17 protein-coding genes are annotated in these 18,788 nt (G+C 63.1%); 15 read left to right on the top strand and 2 right to left on the bottom strand.

Features of this window, described 5'->3' with window-relative positions:
- Window positions 1-11 precede the first annotated feature (11 nt).
- The 6 genes from mreC to tldD all read left to right on the top strand — a co-directional run bounded on the left by mreC (window position 12) and on the right by tldD (window position 8,986).
- Window positions 12-1,004, top strand: coding sequence for a rod shape-determining protein MreC (gene mreC / locus ACK3SD_RS15755; protein ID WP_481126101.1), 993 nt, complete (start codon window positions 12-14; stop codon window positions 1,002-1,004).
- A complete protein-coding gene (gene mreD / locus ACK3SD_RS15750) occupies window positions 1,001-1,489 on the top strand; it encodes a rod shape-determining protein MreD (RefSeq protein WP_481126100.1) in 489 nt (162 codons plus the stop codon). Before mreC ends, mreD begins: the two co-directional genes overlap by 4 nt.
- 8 nt (window positions 1,490-1,497) lie before the next feature.
- Window positions 1,498-2,091 (top strand): Maf family protein, encoded by a 594-nt coding sequence (locus ACK3SD_RS15745; RefSeq protein WP_137764492.1) that lies wholly within the window; start codon window positions 1,498-1,500, stop codon window positions 2,089-2,091.
- The gene (gene rng, locus ACK3SD_RS15740) at window positions 2,081-3,550 is read left to right on the top strand and encodes a ribonuclease G (protein ID WP_481126099.1); all 1,470 of its coding nucleotides are present in this window, start codon (window positions 2,081-2,083) and stop codon (window positions 3,548-3,550) included. Before ACK3SD_RS15745 ends, rng begins: the two co-directional genes overlap by 11 nt.
- Window positions 3,551-3,661: 111 nt before the next feature.
- On the top strand, window positions 3,662-7,474 hold the full coding sequence (yhdP, locus tag ACK3SD_RS15735) for an AsmA2 domain-containing protein YhdP (RefSeq protein WP_481126098.1): 3,813 nt from the start codon (window positions 3,662-3,664) through the stop codon (window positions 7,472-7,474).
- A gap of 66 nt (window positions 7,475-7,540) precedes the next feature.
- On the top strand, window positions 7,541-8,986 hold the full coding sequence (gene tldD, locus ACK3SD_RS15730; RefSeq protein WP_137764489.1) for a metalloprotease TldD: 1,446 nt from the start codon (window positions 7,541-7,543) through the stop codon (window positions 8,984-8,986).
- Between the two features lie 30 nt (window positions 8,987-9,016).
- Here the strand turns inward: tldD and aaeR are convergent, their stop codons facing one another.
- A complete protein-coding gene (gene aaeR, locus ACK3SD_RS15725) occupies window positions 9,017-9,949 on the bottom strand; it encodes an HTH-type transcriptional activator AaeR (protein WP_481126097.1) in 933 nt (310 codons plus the stop codon).
- Between the two features lie 278 nt (window positions 9,950-10,227).
- Between aaeR and aaeX the strand changes: the two genes are divergently transcribed.
- The 5 genes from aaeX (at window position 10,228) to ACK3SD_RS15700 (ending at window position 15,374) form a co-directional block, all read left to right on the top strand.
- The gene (gene aaeX / locus ACK3SD_RS15720) at window positions 10,228-10,431 is read left to right on the top strand and encodes a p-hydroxybenzoic acid efflux pump operon protein AaeX (RefSeq protein ID WP_137765035.1); all 204 of its coding nucleotides are present in this window, start codon (window positions 10,228-10,230) and stop codon (window positions 10,429-10,431) included.
- Window positions 10,432-10,440: 9 nt separating this feature from the next.
- Window positions 10,441-11,376 (top strand): p-hydroxybenzoic acid efflux pump subunit AaeA, encoded by a 936-nt coding sequence (gene aaeA / locus ACK3SD_RS15715; RefSeq protein WP_481126096.1) that lies wholly within the window; start codon window positions 10,441-10,443, stop codon window positions 11,374-11,376.
- Window positions 11,377-11,385: 9 nt separating this feature from the next.
- A complete protein-coding gene (aaeB, locus tag ACK3SD_RS15710) occupies window positions 11,386-13,356 on the top strand; it encodes a p-hydroxybenzoic acid efflux pump subunit AaeB (protein WP_137764486.1) in 1,971 nt (656 codons plus the stop codon).
- 203 nt (window positions 13,357-13,559) lie between these two features.
- Complete coding sequence (locus tag ACK3SD_RS15705) at window positions 13,560-15,017, top strand: NAD-dependent succinate-semialdehyde dehydrogenase (RefSeq protein ID WP_481126095.1); 1,458 nt, start codon at window positions 13,560-13,562, stop codon at window positions 15,015-15,017.
- Window positions 15,018-15,104: 87 nt separating this feature from the next.
- Window positions 15,105-15,374 carry a barstar family protein gene (locus tag ACK3SD_RS15700; protein ID WP_481126094.1) on the top strand — a complete coding sequence of 90 codons (270 nt, stop codon included), beginning with the start codon at window positions 15,105-15,107 and terminating at the stop codon, window positions 15,372-15,374.
- Window positions 15,375-15,407: 33 nt separating this feature from the next.
- Here the strand turns inward: ACK3SD_RS15700 and yjgA are convergent, their stop codons facing one another.
- Complete coding sequence (gene yjgA, locus ACK3SD_RS15695) at window positions 15,408-15,956, bottom strand: ribosome biogenesis factor YjgA (RefSeq protein ID WP_137764483.1); 549 nt, start codon at window positions 15,954-15,956, stop codon at window positions 15,408-15,410.
- A gap of 263 nt (window positions 15,957-16,219) precedes the next feature.
- Between yjgA and pmbA the strand changes: the two genes are divergently transcribed.
- The 4 genes from pmbA (at window position 16,220) to ACK3SD_RS15675 (ending at window position 18,760) form a co-directional block, all read left to right on the top strand.
- Complete coding sequence (gene pmbA / locus ACK3SD_RS15690; RefSeq protein ID WP_481126093.1) at window positions 16,220-17,560, top strand: metalloprotease PmbA; 1,341 nt, start codon at window positions 16,220-16,222, stop codon at window positions 17,558-17,560.
- Between the two features lie 184 nt (window positions 17,561-17,744).
- The gene (locus ACK3SD_RS15685; RefSeq protein ID WP_481126092.1) at window positions 17,745-18,083 is read left to right on the top strand and encodes a glycine dehydrogenase; all 339 of its coding nucleotides are present in this window, start codon (window positions 17,745-17,747) and stop codon (window positions 18,081-18,083) included.
- Window positions 18,084-18,101: 18 nt separating this feature from the next.
- A complete protein-coding gene (locus tag ACK3SD_RS15680) occupies window positions 18,102-18,467 on the top strand; it encodes an SFCGS family glycine-rich protein (protein WP_137764480.1) in 366 nt (121 codons plus the stop codon).
- On the top strand, window positions 18,437-18,760 hold the full coding sequence (locus ACK3SD_RS15675; RefSeq protein ID WP_481126091.1) for a DUF4312 family protein: 324 nt from the start codon (window positions 18,437-18,439) through the stop codon (window positions 18,758-18,760). The genes ACK3SD_RS15680 and ACK3SD_RS15675 overlap by 31 nt, the downstream gene beginning before the upstream one ends.
- The last annotated feature ends 28 nt before the right edge of the window (window positions 18,761-18,788 follow it).

Below are 18,788 nucleotides of genomic sequence, written 5' to 3'. Positions count from 1 at the left end.
CCGCATAATTTATGAAGCCGATTTTTAGCAGGGGGCCTTCCCTGCAATTACGTCTCTTTCTGGCGATTGTCGCGGCGATCGCCCTGATCATTGCCGACAGCCGCCTCGGTACTTTCATGAAGATCCGTACCTATATGGATACGGCCGTCAGCCCCTTCTACTTCCTCTCCAATGGCCCGCGCAAACTGCTGGACAGCGTCTCCGATACCCTGGCTACTCGCCAGCAACTGGAGCTGGAGAACCGTGCGCTGCGTCAGGAGTTGCTGCTGAAAAACAGTGACCTGCTGCTGCTCGGCCAGTTCAAGCAGGAGAACGCCCGCCTGCGCGAGCTGCTTGGCTCGCCGCTGCGCCAGGATGAGCAGAAGATGGTGACGCAGGTGATTTCGACCGGCACCGACCCCTACAGTGACCAGGTGGTGATCGACAAGGGCGCGGACAATGGCGTCTACGAGGGCCAGCCGGTGATCAGCGACAAGGGCGTGGTGGGGCAGGTGGTGGCCGTTGCCAAGTTCACCAGCCGCGTGCTGCTGATCTGCGACGCCTCGCACGCGCTGCCGATTCAGGTGCTGCGTAATGACATCCGCGTGATTGCTGCTGGCAGCGGCTGCGCCGATGATCTGCAACTAGAGCACCTGCCGAGCAACACGGACATCCGCGTCGGCGACGTGCTGGTCACCTCTGGCCTTGGCGGCCGCTTCCCCGAGGGTTACCCGGTGGCGGTGGTCTCTTCGGTGAAGGTCGATAACCAGCGCGCCTACACGGTGATTCAGGCACGGCCCACTGCTGGCCTGCAACGTCTGCGCTACCTGCTGCTGCTCTGGGGCTCAGATCGCAATGGCGACCTGCCGCTCTCCCCGGAGGAGGTGCACCGCGTCGCCAATGAGCGCCTGACGCAGATGATGCCGCAGGTGCTGCCGCGTCCCGGTGAGGTGGCCGGGCCGCCGGCTCCGGCTGCCGCGCAGCCCGCCGCGGGCACCGCGCCGACCACAGGGGCGCGGCCATGAACCGTTACCGCAGCCACGGGCGCTGGATCATCTGGATCTCGTTCTTTGTCGCCATGCTGCTGCAAATCATGCCGTGGCCGGAGCAGATCTACATGTTCCGGCCCTCATGGCTGACGCTGATTTTGATCTACTGGGTGATGGCGCTGCCACACCGGGTCAACGTCGGCACGGGCTTTATCCTCGGGCTGGTGATTGACCTGATCCTTGGCTCCACCCTCGGGGTGCGGGCGCTGGCGCTGGGCATCATCGCCTATCTGGTGGCGTTCAAGTTCCAACTGTTCCGCAATATGGCGCTCTGGCAACAGGCGCTGATTGTGATGCTGCTGTCGCTGGCGATGCACGTGATGGTGTTCTGGGCGGAATTTTTGGTGATAAACGTCTCATCCCGGCCGGAAGGATTCTGGAGTAGTGTGGTAGACGGCATATTGTGGCCGTGGCTGTTCCTGTTGATGCGTAAGATCCGCCGCAAATTTGCTGTGCAATGAGGAGCGACATGACTTCACTCTATCTGGCCTCCGCCTCACCGCGGCGGTATGAACTGCTTTCCCTGCTGGAGATCCCTTTCGAGCGCCTGAGCGCGGAGGTGGAGGAGGTGCGCCACCCCTACGAAACGCCAGAGGGCTACGTGCGCCGGCTGGCGCAGGACAAAGCACGCGCTGGCGTCGCTGTCGCACCGCAGGATTTGCCGGTGCTCGGTTCTGATACTATCGTGGTATTGGATAACCAGGTGCTGGAGAAGCCGCGGGATGCCGCCCATGCCGCGCAGATGCTGCATGCGCTCTCCGGCAAGCGGCATCAGGTGATGACCGCGGTGGCCTTCGCCGACCGCGAGGATCTGCTCTGTGCGCTGGTGGTCACGGAGGTCACCTTCCGGGTGGTCACCGATGAAGAGATCCAGCGTTACATTGCCAGCGGCGAGCCGATGGACAAGGCGGGCGCCTATGGCATTCAGGGAAAAGGCGGTTGCTTTGTCCGCGAGATTCGCGGCAGTTATCCGGCGGTGGTGGGCTTGCCGCTGGTGGAGACACAGGAGCTGTACGGCCAGTTTATGGCAGTCCGCAAGGTAAGGAGAGACCATGACCGCTGAATTGCTGGTAAACATTACGCCATCCGAAACCCGCGTCGCCTATATCGACGGCGGGACGCTGCAAGAGATTCACATTGAGCGCGAGGCCAAGCGCGGCATCGCCGGCAACATCTATAAAGGGCGCGTCAGCCGCGTCCTGCCGGGAATGCAGGCGGCCTTCGTGGACATCGGCCTCGACAAGGCGGCCTTCCTGCACGCCTCCGACATCATGCCGCACACCGAGTGCGTGGCGGGCGATGAGCGGAAAAATTTCCATGTGCGCGACATCGCCGAATTGGTGCGCCAGGGGCAAGACCTGATGGTGCAGGTGGTGAAAGATCCGCTCGGCACCAAGGGCGCGCGCCTCACCACTGACATCACCCTGCCATCCCGCTATCTGGTCTTCATGCCGGGCGCGGCGCACGTCGGCGTCTCCCAGCGCATTGAGAGCGAGGCGGAGCGCAACCGGCTGAAGAAGATTGTTGCCGCCTACTGCGACGATCAGGGCGGCTTCATCATCCGCACCGCCGCCGAAGGCGTCGGTGAGGAGGAATTGAAGCAGGATGCCGCCTTCCTCAAACGCTTGTGGACTAAGGTCACTGAGCGCAAAAAACGCAATATCACCAAGTGCAAACTCTACGGCGAGGTGGCGCTGGCGCAACGCATCCTGCGTGACTTTGCTGGCGCGGCGCTGGATCGCATTCGCGTGGACTCACGCCTGACCTACGATCTGCTGATGGAGTTCACCGCCGAGTACATGCCGGAGCTGACCAACAAGCTGGAGCACTACACCGGCAAGCAGCCGATCTTCGATCTCTACGACGTGGAGAACGAGATCCAGCGGGCGCTGGAGCGCAAGGTGGAGCTGAAGTCGGGCGGTTACCTGATCATCGACCAGACCGAAGCGATGACCACCATCGACATCAACACCGGGGCGTTTGTCGGCCACCGCAACCTGGATGAGACCATCTTCAACACCAACGTGGAGGCGACGCAGGCGATCGCCCGCCAACTGCGGCTGCGCAACCTCGGCGGCATCATCATCATCGACTTCATCGACATGAACAATGAGGATCACCGCCGACGGGTGCTGCACTCGCTGGAGCAGGCGCTGAGCAAAGACCGGGTGAAGACCAGCGTCAACGGCTTCTCGCAGCTGGGGCTGGTGGAGATGACCCGCAAGCGCACGCGGGAGAGCGTGGAGCACGTGCTGTGCGGCGAGTGCCCGACCTGCCACGGCCGCGGCACGCTGAAAACCGTGGAGACCGTCTGCTATGAGATCCTGCGTGAAATCGTGCGGGTGCACCACGCCTATGACGCTGACCGCTTCCTGGTCTACGCCTCCCCGGCGGTGGGCGAGGCGCTGAAGGGTGAGGAGTCCCACGCGCTGGCCGAGGTGGAGATCTTCGTTGGCAAGCAGGTGAAGGTGCAGATCGAACCGCTCTATAATCAGGAACAATTTGATGTGGTCATGATGTGACCTGCCCCCCGGCGGCTGCGGCCGCCCCTTTGTTGCCTCTGCGTCGCACGTGGCTGTAAAACTGAATGAATGTCTATCCCGCCGCAGGTGCGGGGTAACAAGGAGATACACGTGAGGCGAGTGCCGGGAATACTGTTAACCACCTGCGCCACGGTCGTTGTGGCGGGGGCGTTGTCGATCAGTGGCCTACGGTTGATCCTGCCCAAGCTTGACACCTTCCGGCCACAGCTGCTGGAGAAGATCGAGGCGGTGAGCGGGGTGCCGGTCAAGATTGCCGCGCTCTCCGGCCGCTGGGAGACTTTCGGCCCGACGCTGGAGGTGCAGGGGCTGAGCGCGCGCCTGCCGGACGCCTCCTGGCAGCTGGATCGCGCCACGCTGGCGCTGGATGTCTGGCAGTCGCTGCTGCATGGCCGCTGGCAGTTCCGTGACCTCACCCTCTACGGCCTGAAGCTCGATTTCGACAGCACGCTGGGCGGCCGTGACCGTCAGGGCAACGCCATTGAGCCTGACACCCTCAGCACCCTGTTCCTCCAGCAGGTGGATCACTTCGACCTGCGCAACAGCCGTATCTCCTTCCTCACCCCCTCCGGGCCGCGTGCGGTGTTTGACGTCCCGCAACTTACCTGGCTCAACCGCGCCGACCGCCACCGCGCCGAGGGGCAGATCAGCCTCTCCACCTTCACCGGCCAGCATGGCGTGGTGCAGTTGCGCATGGATCTGCGCGACAGCGAAGGGCGGCTGGATCGCGGCAAACTCTACCTTCAGGCGGATGGTATTGACCTCAAGCCGTGGCTGAGCCGCTGGCTGCGCAAGAACACCGGCCTGCAAACCGGCAACATCAGCATGGCCGCCTGGCTGGAGGTGCAGAACGGCGAGATTGCCAGCGGTGACCTGCGGGTGAAGCAGGGTGAGGCGCGCTGGAACATCGACGGCCAGCCGCACCAGCTTAACGTTGGCGAACTGGCGTTGCAGGCGACGCGCCACGGGCGCGGCTGGCTGTTCACCGTGCCGCAGGTGCGGCTGCAAACCGATGGCCAGCCGTGGCCGGAGGGCGGGGTGTCGGCGCTGTGGCTGCCGGAGAACCGCGACTTCCTTGGCCCGTCACAGAGTGAGGAGCTGCGCCTGCGTACCCGCGACGTGCGCATTGAGCGGCTGGGGCCGCTGCTGCCAGCGCTGGCGTTCCTCTCGCCTAACCTGCTGGCGCGCTGGAATGACCTGAAACCCAGCGGCCACATCGATGCGCTGGCGCTGGACATTCCGTTGAAGCAGCCAGACCAGACGCGCTTTCAGGCGCGCTGGCATGACGTCAGCTGGCAGCACTGGAAACTGGTGCCGGGTGTCAACCACTTTGCCGGCACGCTCTCCGGCAGTGTGCCGCAGGGGCGGCTGGATCTCGATCTCAATGACAGCGTGCTGCCCTATGGCGAGATGTTCCGCGCGCCGCTGGAGGTGCAGCGCGCCCGCGGCAGCCTGAGCTGGCGCAGTGACAGCGATGGCTTCGAGTTGGCGGGCACCGGGCTTGACGTGCAGGCGCGCTCGCTGTGGGCCACCGGTGACTTCCACTACGCGCAGCCCGCGAAGGGCGAGCCGTGGCTGAAAATCCTCTCCGGCATCCGGCTGTATGATGCCGCCGACGCCTGGCGCTACTTCCCGGAACCGCTGATGGGCAAAGGGCTGGTCAACTACCTGAGTGGCGCGATTCAGGGCGGGCAGGTGGAGAACGCCACGCTGGTCTACGCTGGCGACCCTGGCCAGTTCCCCTACAAGCGCAATCAGGGCCAGTTCCAGGTCTATGTGCCGCTACGCCACTCGACCTTCCAGTTCCAGCCCGGCTGGCCAGCGTTGCAGGATCTGGCGATTGACCTCAACTTCGTCAACGATGGCCTGTTTATGAAAGCGCCGCACACCATGCTGGGGCAGGTCGCTGGCAACAATGTGGCCGCCGCCATCCCGGACTACCTGAAGCGCAAACTGCTGATTGACGCCGACATTCGCGGCGAGGGCAGGGAGGTGGGCAACTACTTCAACCAGACGCCGCTAAAAGGCTCGCTGGGCGCGGCGCTCGATCAATTGCAGATTGGCGGCGAGGTCAACGGGCGGCTGCACCTCGACATCCCCTTGGATGGCCAGCAGGTGCGCGCGAGCGGCGAGGTGGCGCTCGCGCGCAACAGCCTGCTGATCAAGCCGCTGAACACCACCATTGCTGACCTGAGCGGCACCTTCCACTATGACAACGGCAACCTCCAGAGCCAGCCGATGAACGGCGTCTGGTTCGGCCAGCCGTTGCAGGTGGACTTCTCCACCCAGGAGCAGCCGGAGAGCATGAAGATTGGCGTCAATCTGGCGGGCGACTGGCTGCCAGCCAAACTGCCTGGCCTGCCACAGGCCGCGGCAGAGGCGCTGGGCGGTCACGCCGCCTGGAAAAGCCAGGTGGGCATTACCCTGCCGCACCGGGGGCAGGCGCATTATGACGTAGAGGCAACAGCCAACCTGAAAGAAGTGAGCAGTCACTTACCTGCGCCGCTGGCGAAAGAGGCCGGTACGCCTTTGGCGCTCAACCTGACCGCCAAAGGCGGCCTCAACGGCTTTGTGATGGGTGGACGCGTCGGCGAGAAAAACGCCTTTAACAGCCGCTGGATGCTGGGTCAGGGCATCACCCTCGACCGCGCGGCATGGCGCGCGGGCAACCAGATCCCGCCGCTGCCGCCGGAGAGTAGCCTGCACCTCGACCTGCCGCCGCTGGATGGCGAAAGCTGGTTGGCGCTCATCTCGCCGCAACAGGCTTCCGGCAAGGGCGGCACCTCCCTGCCGCACTTCACCTTCCCGAAACAAGTGTCGCTCACCACGCCGGAGCTGACGGCGGGCGGCCAGCGCTGGCATGAGGTGTCGGTGGAGAATGAGCAGCAACTGGGGGGGATGCTGCTGCGGGCGAAGGCCAAAGAGGCGGACGGCACGCTGAAAATCGCCGAAAATGCGCCCTGGCAGGCTGACATCCGCTATCTTTATTATAATCCTCAATTTAGTGAGGCCGGTGCGCCAGCGGGCGGCACAGTAACCCATCCCTTCGGCCGCAACCGCGTCTCTTTCCGCGACTGGCCAGCGCTGCGGCTGCGCTGCCAATCCTGCTGGTTCTACGGCCAGAACGTTGGCCGGGTGGAGGGCGACCTGACGCCGGGTGGCGATACGCTGGTGCTGAGCCACGGGCTGGTGGACACCGGCAAGCTGCGCCTGACGGTGGATGGGCAGTGGCAGCAGGGCGCGCAGAGCGAGCGCACCAGCCTGAAGGGCAAGCTGAACGGCGCACGGGTGGATGATGCCGTCAGCTGGTTTGGCCTCTCCACACCGGTAAAAGAGGCGCCGTTTGATGTCGCCTTCGATCTGCACTGGCAGGGCGCGCCCTGGCAGCCAGCGGTGGCCACGCTCAATGGCACGCTCAACACCCGGTTTGGCAAGGGTGAAATCGCTGACCTCGGCGGTGGCCGCGCTGGCCAGTTGCTACGGCTGGTCAGTTTCGACGCCCTGCTGCGCAAATTGCAGCTCGATTTCAGCGACACCTTCGGCAAGGGGTTCTATTTTGACTCCGCCAAGGCCACCATCTGGATCAAGGATGGCGTGCTGCATACCGATGACCTGCTGGTGGATGGTCTGGCGGCGGACATCGCCATGAATGGGCAGGTGGATCTGGTGCGGCGGCAGATTGAGATGGAAGCGGTCATCGCGCCGGAGATCTCCGCCACCGTCGGCGTCGCGACCGCCTTTGTGGTCAACCCGGTGATTGGGGCCGCGGTATTTGCCGCCAGCAAGGTGCTGGCGCCGCTGTGGAACAAAATCTCCCTGATTCGTTACCACATCAGTGGTAACGTGGATCAACCCAAAATTAATGAAGTGTTGCGCCAGCCGAAAGCGGTCAAGGCTGATGAGTAGCCGGGCGCAACCGTCCAGATGCCGGCGCGCCGCGCCGGATCTCCCTAAAACAAGAGTGAAGAGACTATGAGCCTGGCCTATGCTAGTGAGCAGTTACTTACTGCGAACAACCTTACTCACCAAGACCTCTCGGCGGTATTGGGCCAACTGGCTGAGCGCCGCCTGGACTATGCCGATCTCTATTTCCAGTCCAGCTACCATGAAGCCTGGGTGATTGAAGACAGCATCATCAAAGATGGCTCCTACAACATTGATCAGGGCGTCGGCGTGCGCGCCGTCAGCGGCGAGAAGACCGGCTTTGCCTACGCCGACCAGCTGACGCTGAACGCGCTGAACCTCAGCGCGCAGGCGGCGCGCAACATCGTGCGGGAGCAGGGCAACGGCACGGTGCATACGCTGGGTGAAGTGCGCCACAAGGCGCTCTACCCGCTGTTTGATCCGCTGCAAAGCCTGCCGCGTGAAGAGAAAATTGCCCTGCTGCACCGCGTAGACAAGGCGGCGCGCGCCGCTGACCGCCGCGTGCAGGAGGTGAGCGCCAGCCTGACCGGCGTCTATGAGACGGTACTGGTCGCCGCCACCGACGGTACGCTGGCGGCGGATGTGCGCCCGCTGGTGCGCCTCTCCGTCAGCGTGCTGGTGGAGGAGGATGGCAAGCGCGAGCGCGGTTCCAGCGGCGGCGGCGGCCGTTTCGGCTACGACTTCTTCCTGGAGAGCGTGGATGGCGAAGTGCGCGCCGACGCCTGGGCGCGCGAGGCAGTGCGCATGGCGCTGGTGAACCTCTCCGCCGTGGCGGCACCGGCTGGCGCGATGCCGGTGGTGCTGGGCGCGGGCTGGCCGGGCGTGCTGCTGCATGAAGCGGTAGGCCACGGTCTGGAGGGCGACTTCAACCGCCGTGGCACCTCGGTCTTCAGCGGACAGGTGGGCGAGCTGGTGGCCTCCGAGCTGTGCACCGTGGTGGATGACGGCACCCTGCCGGGCCTGCGCGGCTCATTGGCGGTGGATGATGAGGGCGTACCCGGTCAGTACAACGTGCTGATTGAGAATGGCGTGCTGAAGGGCTACATGCAGGACAAACTGAACGCCCGCCTGATGGGCGTCGCGCCGACCGGCAACGGCCGCCGTGAGTCCTATGCCCACCTGCCGATGCCGCGCATGACCAACACCTACATGCTGGCTGGCCGCTCCACGCCGGAAGAGATCATCAGCAGCGTCGAGTTCGGCCTCTATGCGCCAAACTTTGGCGGCGGGCAGGTGGATATCACCTCCGGCAAGTTCGTCTTCTCGACCTCCGAGGCCTACCTGATTGAGAAGGGACGCATCACTAAGCCGGTGAAGGGCGCAACCCTGATCGGCTCGGGCATTGAGGCGATGCAGCAGATTTCGATGGTCGGCAATGACCTGGCGCTGGATCGCGGCGTAGGCGTCTGTGGCAAAGAGGGGCAGAGCCTGCCGGTCGGCGTTGGCCAGCCGACCCTGAAGCTGGATGCCCTCACCGTGGGCGGCACCGCCTGATCCTCTGGCCCTGCCCATCCGGGCAGGGCCTCACTCCTCGCTTGGCCGCTGCTCGCGGTACTGCTGGAACAGCGTACCGACGTGGTTGAAGTACTCCGTTAGATAGTTGATGCACACCTGCACCTTCAGCGGCAGCTTGTCCTTTTCGGTATAGAGGGCGTAGACCGGCCGCGGATCGGAGTGGTAGCGGGCAAACAGAATCTCCACCTCCCCGGCGTTAATCTCATCGATGATCCACATCAGCGGCACGTAGGCGATGCCAGCACCGGCCTTCAGCCAGCGGATCATGGTCTGTGAATCATTGGTGACGAAACGCCCCTGCGGGCTGAGGCGGGTGGTGATGCCCTCTGGCGCGATCAGCTCGAACTCGCTGTCCGGGCGTACGCTGTACTCCAGCCAAGAGAAGTTGACGATGTCCGCTGGCTTCTCCGGCGAGCCGTGCTGGTTGAGGTAGCTACGGGCGGCGCACACCACCATCGGCATCGAGCCGAGGCGGCGCGAGAAGAGGCTGGAGTCCTGCAACGCGCCGACGCGGATCACCACGTCCAGCCCATCGGCGATCAGGTCTGGCGCGGGGATGCCGGTCACCAGATTGACCGTCAGGCCGGGGTACTCGCGCATCATGTCGGCGGTCATGTTCGCCAGCACGTTTTGCGCCATGGTGGAGGAGCTGCCGATGCGCAGCGTGCCGGTCGGGGTATTGTTGAAGGCGTAGAGCTGCTCATGCACCTCCAGCACGTCCTGCAACATGCGTCGGCAACCTTGGTAGTAGATCTTGCCCGCCTCGGTCAGGCCGATGCTGCGGGTGCTGCGGTTCAGTAGCTTCACCTGTAGCTCATTCTCCAGTTTGGAGACGGTCTGGCTGATGGAGGAGACGCTCATTTCCAGCTGCCGCGCCGCGGCCGTGAAGGAGCCGCACTCCACCACTTTGGCGAACACGGACATCCGTTTCAGTCTTTCCATTATTCACTCTGGCTTAAAAGTGATTTAGATCACATAAGGTAGATAAGGCTTAAATAAGCAGGCTAACATAGTGGCACAGGTGAAGTGCCTCTCGTCAGGCGAATCTTTAGTCAATCAGTTCTTCCTGCGACACCTCCGCGTTGCTCCAGTTTACTTTTCATTCTCGGTTTCCGACCTTTTTTCGGTGGCGGGAGCCGGATATTGCCTAAAATATCTGAAGCGCGTGCGCAGTTATGGTGAGGCATTAGCCCGGTAGAGTAAACAATAAGGAATAAATGATGAGTTTGCTTCCGGTAATGGTAATTTTCGGATTATCGTTTCCCCCGGTATTCTTCGAGATCATCGTCGCGCTGGCCCTCTTTTTCCTCCTGCGACGACTGCTGCAACCCACCGGGATCTATGATTTTGTTTGGCATCCGGCGCTGTTCAACACCGCGCTGTACTGCTGCTTGTTCTATCTGATCTCCTGTCTTTTTGTCTGAGGCCGTTCCGTGAAAACCCTATCCATAAAAATAATCCGTATTGCGATCACCCTGCTGTTGGTCATCCTGGCGGCCATCGCGATTTTCCGTGCCTGGGTGTTCTACACCGAATCCCCTTGGACCCGTGACGCCAAATTCACCGCCGATGTGGTCGGGCTGGCGCCGGACGTCAGTGGGCTGGTCACCGCCGTACCGGTGATGGATAACCAGCTGGTGAAGGCGGGCCAGATCCTCTTCACCATCGATAAGCCGCGCTACCAGCAGGCGCTCGATGAGGCCGAGGCGGACGTGGCCTACTATCAGGCGCTGGCCGCCGAGAAAAAACGCGAAGCGGGCCGCCGCGTGCGCCTTGGCGTGCAGGCGATGTCGCAGGAGGAGATCGATCAGGCGAACAACTCGCTGCAAACCACCCTGCACCAGCTGGCGAAAGCTGAGGCGACGCGCGACTCGGCGCGGCTGGATCTGACCCGTACCGACGTGCGCGCCCCGGCTGACGGCTGGGTGACCAACCTGCGCGTGCATGGCGGCGAATTCATCACCCGTGGCTCCACCGCCGTGGCGCTGGTGAAGAAGAACACCTTCTACATCCTCGCCTATATGGAAGAGACCAAACTGCCGCAGGTGCGGGTGGGTGACCGCGCGGAGATCACCCCACTCGGCAGCAACCGCATCATGCATGGCACCGTGGACAGCGTCGCCGCAGGCGTGACCAACAGCAGCAGCACCGTGGACAGCAAGGGGCTGGCGACCATCGACAGCAATCTGGAGTGGGTGCGGCTGGCACAGCGCGTGCCGGTGAAGATCCGTTTGGATGACATCGACCAGAGCCACCCTTACCCGGCTGGCACCACCGCCACCGTGGTGCTGACCGGCCCGAACGATCGCAACCTGCAACAGGCTTCGCCCTTCGTGCAGTTCCTGCACCGCCTGCGTGAGTTCGGCTAAGGGGAGGCGATGAGAAGCCTTAACATTGAATTCCCGTTCCCGCGTATGCGGTTCGCGTTCAAACTGACCTTCGCCATTCTGTTTGCCCTGATTCTGGGGTTCCACCTTGAACTGGTCACGCCGCGCTGGTCAGCAATGACCGCCGCCATCGTGGTCGCCGGGCCAGCCTTCGTTGCCGGTGGCGAGCCTTTCTCCGGGGCCATCCGCCACCGGGGCTGGCTGCGTATCATCGGCACCTTCATCGGCTGTCTGGCGGCGCTGGTGATCATCACCACCACCGTGCGCGCGCCGGTGGTGATGCTGCTGCTCTGCTGCATCTGGGCGGGCTTCTGCACCTGGTGGTCATCGCTGGTGCGGGTAGAGAACTCCTACGCCCTTGGGCTGGCGGGTTACACCGCGCTGATTATCGTCGTCACCTCCGCCAACACGCCGCTGCAAACGCCCCAGTTTGCCGTGGAGCGCTGTAGCGAGATTGTGCTGGGCATCGTCAGTGCGGTGATCGCCGATCTGCTCTTCTCGCCGCGCTCGATCAAAAATGACATCGACCGGCTGGTGGAGAAGCTGCTGGTAGACCAGTACCGCCTGATGCAGCTCTGCCTGCGCTCCACCGAGCGCGAGACGGTGGACAAGGCGTGGGGCGATCTGGTGAAAAGCACCAACGCGCTGAACGGGATGCGTGGCCACCTGATGATGGAGTCCTCCCGCTGGACGCGCGCCAATCGGCGGCTGCGGGCGATGCATACCCTGTCGCTGACCATGATCACCCAAGCCTGTGAAAGTTACTTCATCCTGATGAACCACCCGGAGGAGATCTCCGAATCGATGCGCCAGCTGTTCGATGAGCCAGCGGAGAGCATGGTGGAGGTGCACAAACGCATGAAGATGCTGCGCCACCTGCTGACCAACGACGCCACCGCGCCGGTGACTGTGACCAGCTGGGTCGGCGCGGCCTCGCGCTATTTGATGCTGGCGAAAGGGGTACGCACCAACAGCAGCATCAGCAGCATTGAGGAGAACGTGCTGCATGATGAGGTGGTGGTGGTCAAACCCTCCTCCGCCGAGCGTTACCATGCGCTGATCAACGGCCTGCGCACCTTCTCCGCCACCGCCTTCGGCTGCCTGCTCTGGCTGTGGACGGGCTGGACTTCCGGCAGCGGTTTTATGGTGATCATCGCCGTGGTGACGGCGCTGGCGATGCGTACACCCAACCCACGCATGATGGCGATGGACTTCGTGCTGGGGATGATGGTGGCGATCCCGGTCGGCTCGCTCTACTTCATGTTGCTCCTGCCCGCCACCCAGCAGAGCGTGGTGCTGCTCTGCCTTTGCCTTGGTGTGCTGACTTTTATCTGCGGCATCGAGGTGCAGAAGCGGCGGCTCGGCACCCTGGGCCTGTTGGCGGGCAGCATCAACATTCTGGTGCTGAGCAACCCGATGGAGTTTAACGTGACCAGCTTCCTCGACAGCGCCACCGGCCAGTTCATTGGCGCGGGCGTCGCGCTGCTGGTGATCCTGCTGATCCGTGACAAATCCAAGGAGCGCACCGGGCGCACGCTGCTCAACCGGCTGGTCAGCAGCGCGGTCTCGGCACTGACTACCCAGGTGGCGCGCCGCCGTGAGAACCATCTGCCGGCGCTCTACCAGCAGCTCAACCAGTTGCTGGTGATGTTCCCGAATGACATCGCCAAATACCGGCTGGCGCTGACGCTGATCATTGCCCACCAGCGGATGCGGCAGGTGGAGATCCCGGTCAATGAGGATCTCTCGGCGTTCCACAAACGTATCCGTAACACCGCCGACCATGTGGTAACGGCCAAAAGCGATGCCAAACGCCGCTACTACTACAACCGGATGCTGAAGGAGCTGAATGAGTACCAGCAGAAGTTGGTGCTGTATGAGGCGCCGCGCAACGTTACCGAGCCGGTGCAACGGCTGGCGGACATGCTGCACAAGTACCAGAACGCGCTGCTCAGCGCCTGATTAGAAAGCCAGACTCCGGTCTGGCTTTTTTGTGTCTGGCGTCCTGCCTCACTCCGTTCCCCTCGCTCTCCCGCGAACGCCCGTCCGCCCCCTGTTGGCCTGGCGTACTGGCCCTGCGCATCGGTGACATGATAAGCCGCTATACTTACTCCTTGAATGATAAGTATGCGGCGCTGATGCCGCGCAGCGATCAGGAGATAACCATGACAAGCGATGAACGCCTGACAAATAACGACTTATTTAAGACCGGCTACTTTGTGGCGGGTGAATGGCACCGGGCCAACGAAACCTTTGATGTGCTGAACCCGGCCACCGGCGCGGTGGTGGCGCAGGTGGCAAAAGCCGGGCAGGCGGAGACCGAAGCCGCCATCCGCGCCGCCGAAGCGGCCCTGCCGGGCTGGCGCAGCCAAACCGCCAAAGCGCGCTCGGAGATCCTCTACCGTTGGTATCAGCTGATCAATGAGAACAAACAGTATCTGGGCGAGCTGATGGTGGCAGAGCAGGGCAAGCCGCTGAAAGAGGCGTTGGGCGAGGTGGACTACGCCGCCAGCTTTATCCAGTGGTTTGCCGAGGAGGCCAAGCGCGCCAACGGTGAGATCATTCCCGGTGCGAAAGCGGGGTCACGCATTCTGGCGACCCGCGAGCCGATTGGCGTGGTGGCGGCCATCACCCCGTGGAACTTCCCGCTGGCGATGCTGACGCGCAAACTTGGCCCGGCGCTGGCCGCTGGCTGCACCGGTCTGATCAAGCCCGCCAACAATACGCCGCTGTCGGCGTTTGCCCTGCTGGCGCTGGCTGACCGCGCCGGGGTGCCGAAAGGGGTGCTGAATGGCGTGGCTGGCGATACCTCCGCCATCAGCGAGGCCATCATGGCCAGCCCGGTGGTGCGCAAAATCTCCTTCACCGGCTCCACCGAGGTGGGCAAAACGCTGGTGCGCAACGCCGCCGACACGCTGAAAAAAGTCTCGATGGAGCTGGGCGGCAACGCGCCCTACATCGTCTTTGATGACGCCGATCTGGAGCTGGCGGTGCAGGGCGCGATTGCCAACAAGTTCCGCAACAGCGGGCAGGTGTGCGTCGCCACCAACCGCTTCTATATTCAGGACGGCATCTACGACCGCTTTGTTACCCGCCTTGGCGAGGAGGTGCAGAAGCTGAAGGTCGGCAACGGCATGGAGGAGGGCGTGGTGGTCGGCCCGCTGATTGAGCCGAAGGGCGTCGATAAGGTGGAGCAGCACATCAAGGACGCGCTGGCGAAGGGCGCGCGGGTGGTCACCGGCGGTGAGCGTCACGCGCTGGGTGGCAACTTCTTCCAGCCGACGGTGCTGGCGGAGGTGACGGAGGAGATGCAGGCCACGCAGGAGGAGACTTTCGGCCCGCTGGCGGCCTGTATGCGCTTCCAGACCGAGGAGGAGGTGATCCGCCGTGCCAACAACACGCCGTTTGGGCTGGCGGCCTACTTCTACACCCAGAACCTGCAACGGGTGTTCCGCGTCTCGCAGGCGATTGAGAGCGGCATGATCGGCATCAATGAGTGCTCAGTCTCCACCGAGGTCGCGCCGTTCGGCGGCGTGAAGGAGTCCGGCATGGGGCGTGAAGGCTCGGTGCTGGGGCTGGAGGAGTACCAGATCGTCAAGACACTGCATCTGGGCAACCTGTAACGGGTGACCGCGGGCCGTGCCGATCTCGGCCCGCTACCCGGCGACAGCAGGGGATCAGGCAAAAATTTTATCCGGATGGAGCAAGGCATGGGAAAAGTGGTGTTCGACTTTAATCAGATTCCGGATCTGCCCCGGTTTTATGGCGAATTTGCGCGCGAGTTTGCGCTGGACGAGGACTTTGGGGCGAATCTGGACGCGCTGTGGGATGTGGTGACTGGCCGCCTGGGGCTGCCGCTGGAGATTGAGTTTGTGAACCTGAACCCGCGCAAGAAGCGACGCTTCGGCGCGCTGGTGCTGCTTTTTGAGGAGGCGGAGGAGGAGCTGGAGGGCGGGCTGCGCTTCAACATCCGCCAATAAAGGGTGGGGCCGGGCAGGGGGCCCGGCCAGCCCTTAATCCTGTGTCTCAGCCAGTTCGCGCAGGTACTGGAAGATCTGGCGGAACGCCTTCGGCGGCTTGTTGGCGGCCTTCTCTTTCTGGGCGTTGCGCACCAACGCGCGCAGTTGCTGGCGATCCGCATCCGGGTAGAGCGCCAGCACGTCCGGCACCGCGTCATCACCCTCTTCCACCAGACGGTCACGCAATGCTTCCAGTTTGTGGAACAGCGACACCTGCTGGTTGTGGCGGTTTTTCAGCTTGTCGAGCGCGGTCTGGATCGGCTCCGGGTCACGCGCGCGCAGCATTTTGCCAATCAGCTGCAACTGGCGGCGACGGCCCTCTTTCTTGATGCGCTGTGCCAGTTCAATTGCGGCGCGCAGATCCTCATCCAGCGGGATCTTGTCCAGGGCGTTTTTGCCCAGATCGACCAGCTCCGCGCCCAGATCTTTCAACGCCTCGGCGTCGCGTTTGATTTCGCTTTTGCTGACCCAAATAATCTCTTCGTCTTCGTCGTTTTCATTCTCAGGGACGTCGTCGAGCCAGTCTTCGTGTGATTTGTTCATGGGGACTCCAAAAAAAGAGGCTAATCCTATCAGGTTGTCGGCGTGGATCGCCAGCGACAGCCCGATTTAGCCGCCTGCCAGTGCGCTGGCCCGGCCCCGCGTGCCGCGAAAGATCGGGCCGGCTGCTGTGGCTGCCATCATTTTGCGCCAATCTCTGTTAGACTCAAGTCTATGTATCCGGTGTAAAACGCCGCAAAGTGGACGCGAAACCCCGGCACCTCGCCCGGTTTCCCAACGATTATCTCATTAATTATGGCAAATAAATGAAAGTAGTCACTCAAGTTGCAGAGCAGCGTAAGATGCTGGAGCAGGCGGTGGCCCGTGCGCTGGAACTGGCGCAGGCTGGGGCCGATCAGGCCGAAGTCGCCGTCAGCAAATCCACCGGGATCAGCGTCAGCACCCGGTTTGGCGACGTGGAGAACGTGGAGTTCAACAGCGACGGCGCGTTGGGCATCACGGTCTACTGGCAGAACCGTAAGGGGAGCGCCTCCTCCACCGACCTCAGCCCGGAGGCCATTGGCCGCACCGTGCAGGCGGCGCTGGACATCGCCCGCTACACCTCACCCGATCCCTACGCCGGTGCCGCTGACCCGGAGCTGCTGGCCTATGACGCGCCGGATCTTGACCTGTTCCACCCGACCGAGCTAGACGCCGAGCGCGCCATCGAGCTGGCGGCGCGCGCCGAGCAGGCGGCACTGGCAGCGGACAAGCGCATCACCAACAGTGAGGGCGGCAGCTTCAACAGCCATGTCGGCATCAAGGTGTTCGGCAACAGCCACGGCATGTTGCAGAGCTACTGCTCCAGCCGCCACTCCATGTCGAGCTGCGTAATCGCCGAGCATGAGGGCGACATGGAGCGTGACTACGCCTACACCATTGGCCGGGCAATTGACGACCTGCAAAGCCCGGAGTGGGTGGGGGCCGAGTGCGCCCGCCGCACCCTGTCGCGCCTGTCGCCGCGCAAGCTGGCAACGATGAAGGCCCCGGTGCTGTTCGCCTCGGAGGTCGCCACCGGCCTGTTCGGCCATCTGGTCGGTGCCATCAGCGGCGGCAGCATCTACCGCAAATCGAGCTTCCTGCTCGACAGCCTCGGCCAGCAGATCCTGCCGGAGTGGCTGACCATTGAGGAGCACCCGCACCTGCTGAAGGGGCTGGCCTCCACCCCGTTCGACAGCGAGGGGGTACGCACCCAGCGCCGTGATATCGTTAAGGATGGCGTGCTGCAAACTTGGCTGATGACCAGCTACTCGGCGCGCAAGCTGGGGCTAAAGAGCACCGGCCACGCTGGCGGCATCCACAACTGGCGCATCGCCGGCCAAGGGCATGACTTCGCCGCGATGCTGAAACAGCTAGGCACCGGGCTGGTGGTCACCGAGCTGATGGGGCAGGGCGTCAGTGGCATCACCGGCGACTACTCCCGCGGCGCGGCCGGTTTCTGGGTGGAGAATGGCGAGATCCAGTACCCGGTGAGCGAGATCACCATCGCCGGTAACCTGAAAGAGATGCTGCGCAACATCGTCAGTGTCGGCAGTGACATCGAAACCCGCAGCAACATCCAGTGCGGCTCGGTGCTGCTGCCGGAGATGCGCATCGCCGGCCAGTAAGCCTCACCCCACGCTTTCCCCCAACGGGCGCCTTTTGGCGCCCGTTTTTATTTCCGCCGTTTTGCGAATCCGATCCCTCCCCGGCAGTGCTTTTCCAGTTTGAACTGGAAAAAGAGTGGCTACACAGGCCGCCGCCCGGCGCGTAGGGTGGGGTTATCACAGGGCGGCAGGGAGAGAGGTCACAGTGAATAACGCAAGCGCGCCAGAGACAGAGGACGAAGCGGCAAACAGGCAGGTTGAGCAGGTGCTGGCGCAGATCCACGCCCTGTTGTGCGGGGCGGCGATCGTCCCGAACGCGGTGCAGCAGCAGATGCTGGCGTCCCACATCCGCGCGATGGTGATGCGCTCCCGCACGGGCGAGCCGCTGCCGGAGGTGGATCGGGAGCTGTTCGATGAGATCTCGCCGCACTCCATGCAGCTGGCCGAGCAGGTGGTCGCCAGTTTCGGCAACCTGCCGATTGAGGAGGCTTACCTGCTCTCCGTGCATTTTGAAGTCGCGAAAGAGAACCAGACCACTAACTGATGACAGAGAGGGACAGGCATGGGCATTACCGTAGTGATTGGCGATCGGCTGGGCAAAGGGCAGAAAGTGGCGCAGGGCGTGGAAGCGGCAGGCGGCCGCGCGGTGGTGGTGCCCGGCATGGCGGCGGATATGCGGCTGGGTGACGTGATGAAGGCGGAGGGGGCCACCTTTGGCATCTCCTTCTGCGGCAGCGGCGGGGCCGGGGCGATCACCGCCCAGAACAAGTATGGCTACCGCGCCCGCCACGGGATGCGCTCCGTCGAGGAGGGCGTCACCGCCATTAATGAGGGCTACCAGGTGCTGGGCTTCGGCTTTATGGACAAAGAGGAGCTGGGCGAAAGGCTGGTGGAGGCGTGGCGCAAGAAATTCGGCCAGACGCCATGAAGCAGGAGTTCACCGCCACCGTGCAGGTCAACGGCAAGGGGGAGAGCAAATCCCAGGCGTTCTCGGCGGCGCTGGGCCAGGTGCAGGCGGAGGTGATGAAAAACTCCCCGCACCTGCTGCTGCGCATCGAGCCACAGGATGTGCGGGTGGTGAAGGCGGAGGAGCGGTGCGTGCGCGAGCGGTTCCTGTTTCTCTTTTTCCCGCGCGAGCGGCGGCACTACAGCGTCTCGCTGGAGATTGTGGTGAAGGTCACTGCCTTTGACATGGCGCAGGTGGCATTCACCCCCCAATAGCCAGCGGCAAGCCTGAGCGACAGAAAAG

The sequence above is a fragment of the Chimaeribacter sp. YP20170169 genome, assembly GCF_056739715.1.
The sequence above is the reverse complement of the archived record's forward strand: the minus strand, read 5'-3'. Positions and strand labels throughout refer to the sequence as shown.

Coding starts and splice junctions, on each gene's coding strand:
- rng (WP_481126099.1), top strand. CDS start 2,081: ATGACCGCTGAATTGCTGGTAAACATTACGCCATCCGAAACCCGCGTC.
- aaeR (WP_481126097.1), bottom strand. CDS start 9,949: ATGGAAAGACTGAAACGGATGTCCGTGTTCGCCAAAGTGGTGGAGTGC.
- yjgA (WP_137764483.1), bottom strand. CDS start 15,956: ATGAACAAATCACACGAAGACTGGCTCGACGACGTCCCTGAGAATGAA.
- ACK3SD_RS15680 (WP_137764480.1), top strand. CDS start 18,102: ATGGGCATTACCGTAGTGATTGGCGATCGGCTGGGCAAAGGGCAGAAA.
- ACK3SD_RS15705 (WP_481126095.1), top strand. CDS start 13,560: ATGACAAGCGATGAACGCCTGACAAATAACGACTTATTTAAGACCGGC.
- aaeX (WP_137765035.1), top strand. CDS start 10,228: ATGAGTTTGCTTCCGGTAATGGTAATTTTCGGATTATCGTTTCCCCCG.
- tldD (WP_137764489.1), top strand. CDS start 7,541: ATGAGCCTGGCCTATGCTAGTGAGCAGTTACTTACTGCGAACAACCTT.
- ACK3SD_RS15700 (WP_481126094.1), top strand. CDS start 15,105: ATGGGAAAAGTGGTGTTCGACTTTAATCAGATTCCGGATCTGCCCCGG.
- pmbA (WP_481126093.1), top strand. CDS start 16,220: ATGAAAGTAGTCACTCAAGTTGCAGAGCAGCGTAAGATGCTGGAGCAG.
- mreC (WP_481126101.1), top strand. CDS start 12: ATGAAGCCGATTTTTAGCAGGGGGCCTTCCCTGCAATTACGTCTCTTT.
- ACK3SD_RS15745 (WP_137764492.1), top strand. CDS start 1,498: ATGACTTCACTCTATCTGGCCTCCGCCTCACCGCGGCGGTATGAACTG.
- aaeB (WP_137764486.1), top strand. CDS start 11,386: ATGAGAAGCCTTAACATTGAATTCCCGTTCCCGCGTATGCGGTTCGCG.
- mreD (WP_481126100.1), top strand. CDS start 1,001: ATGAACCGTTACCGCAGCCACGGGCGCTGGATCATCTGGATCTCGTTC.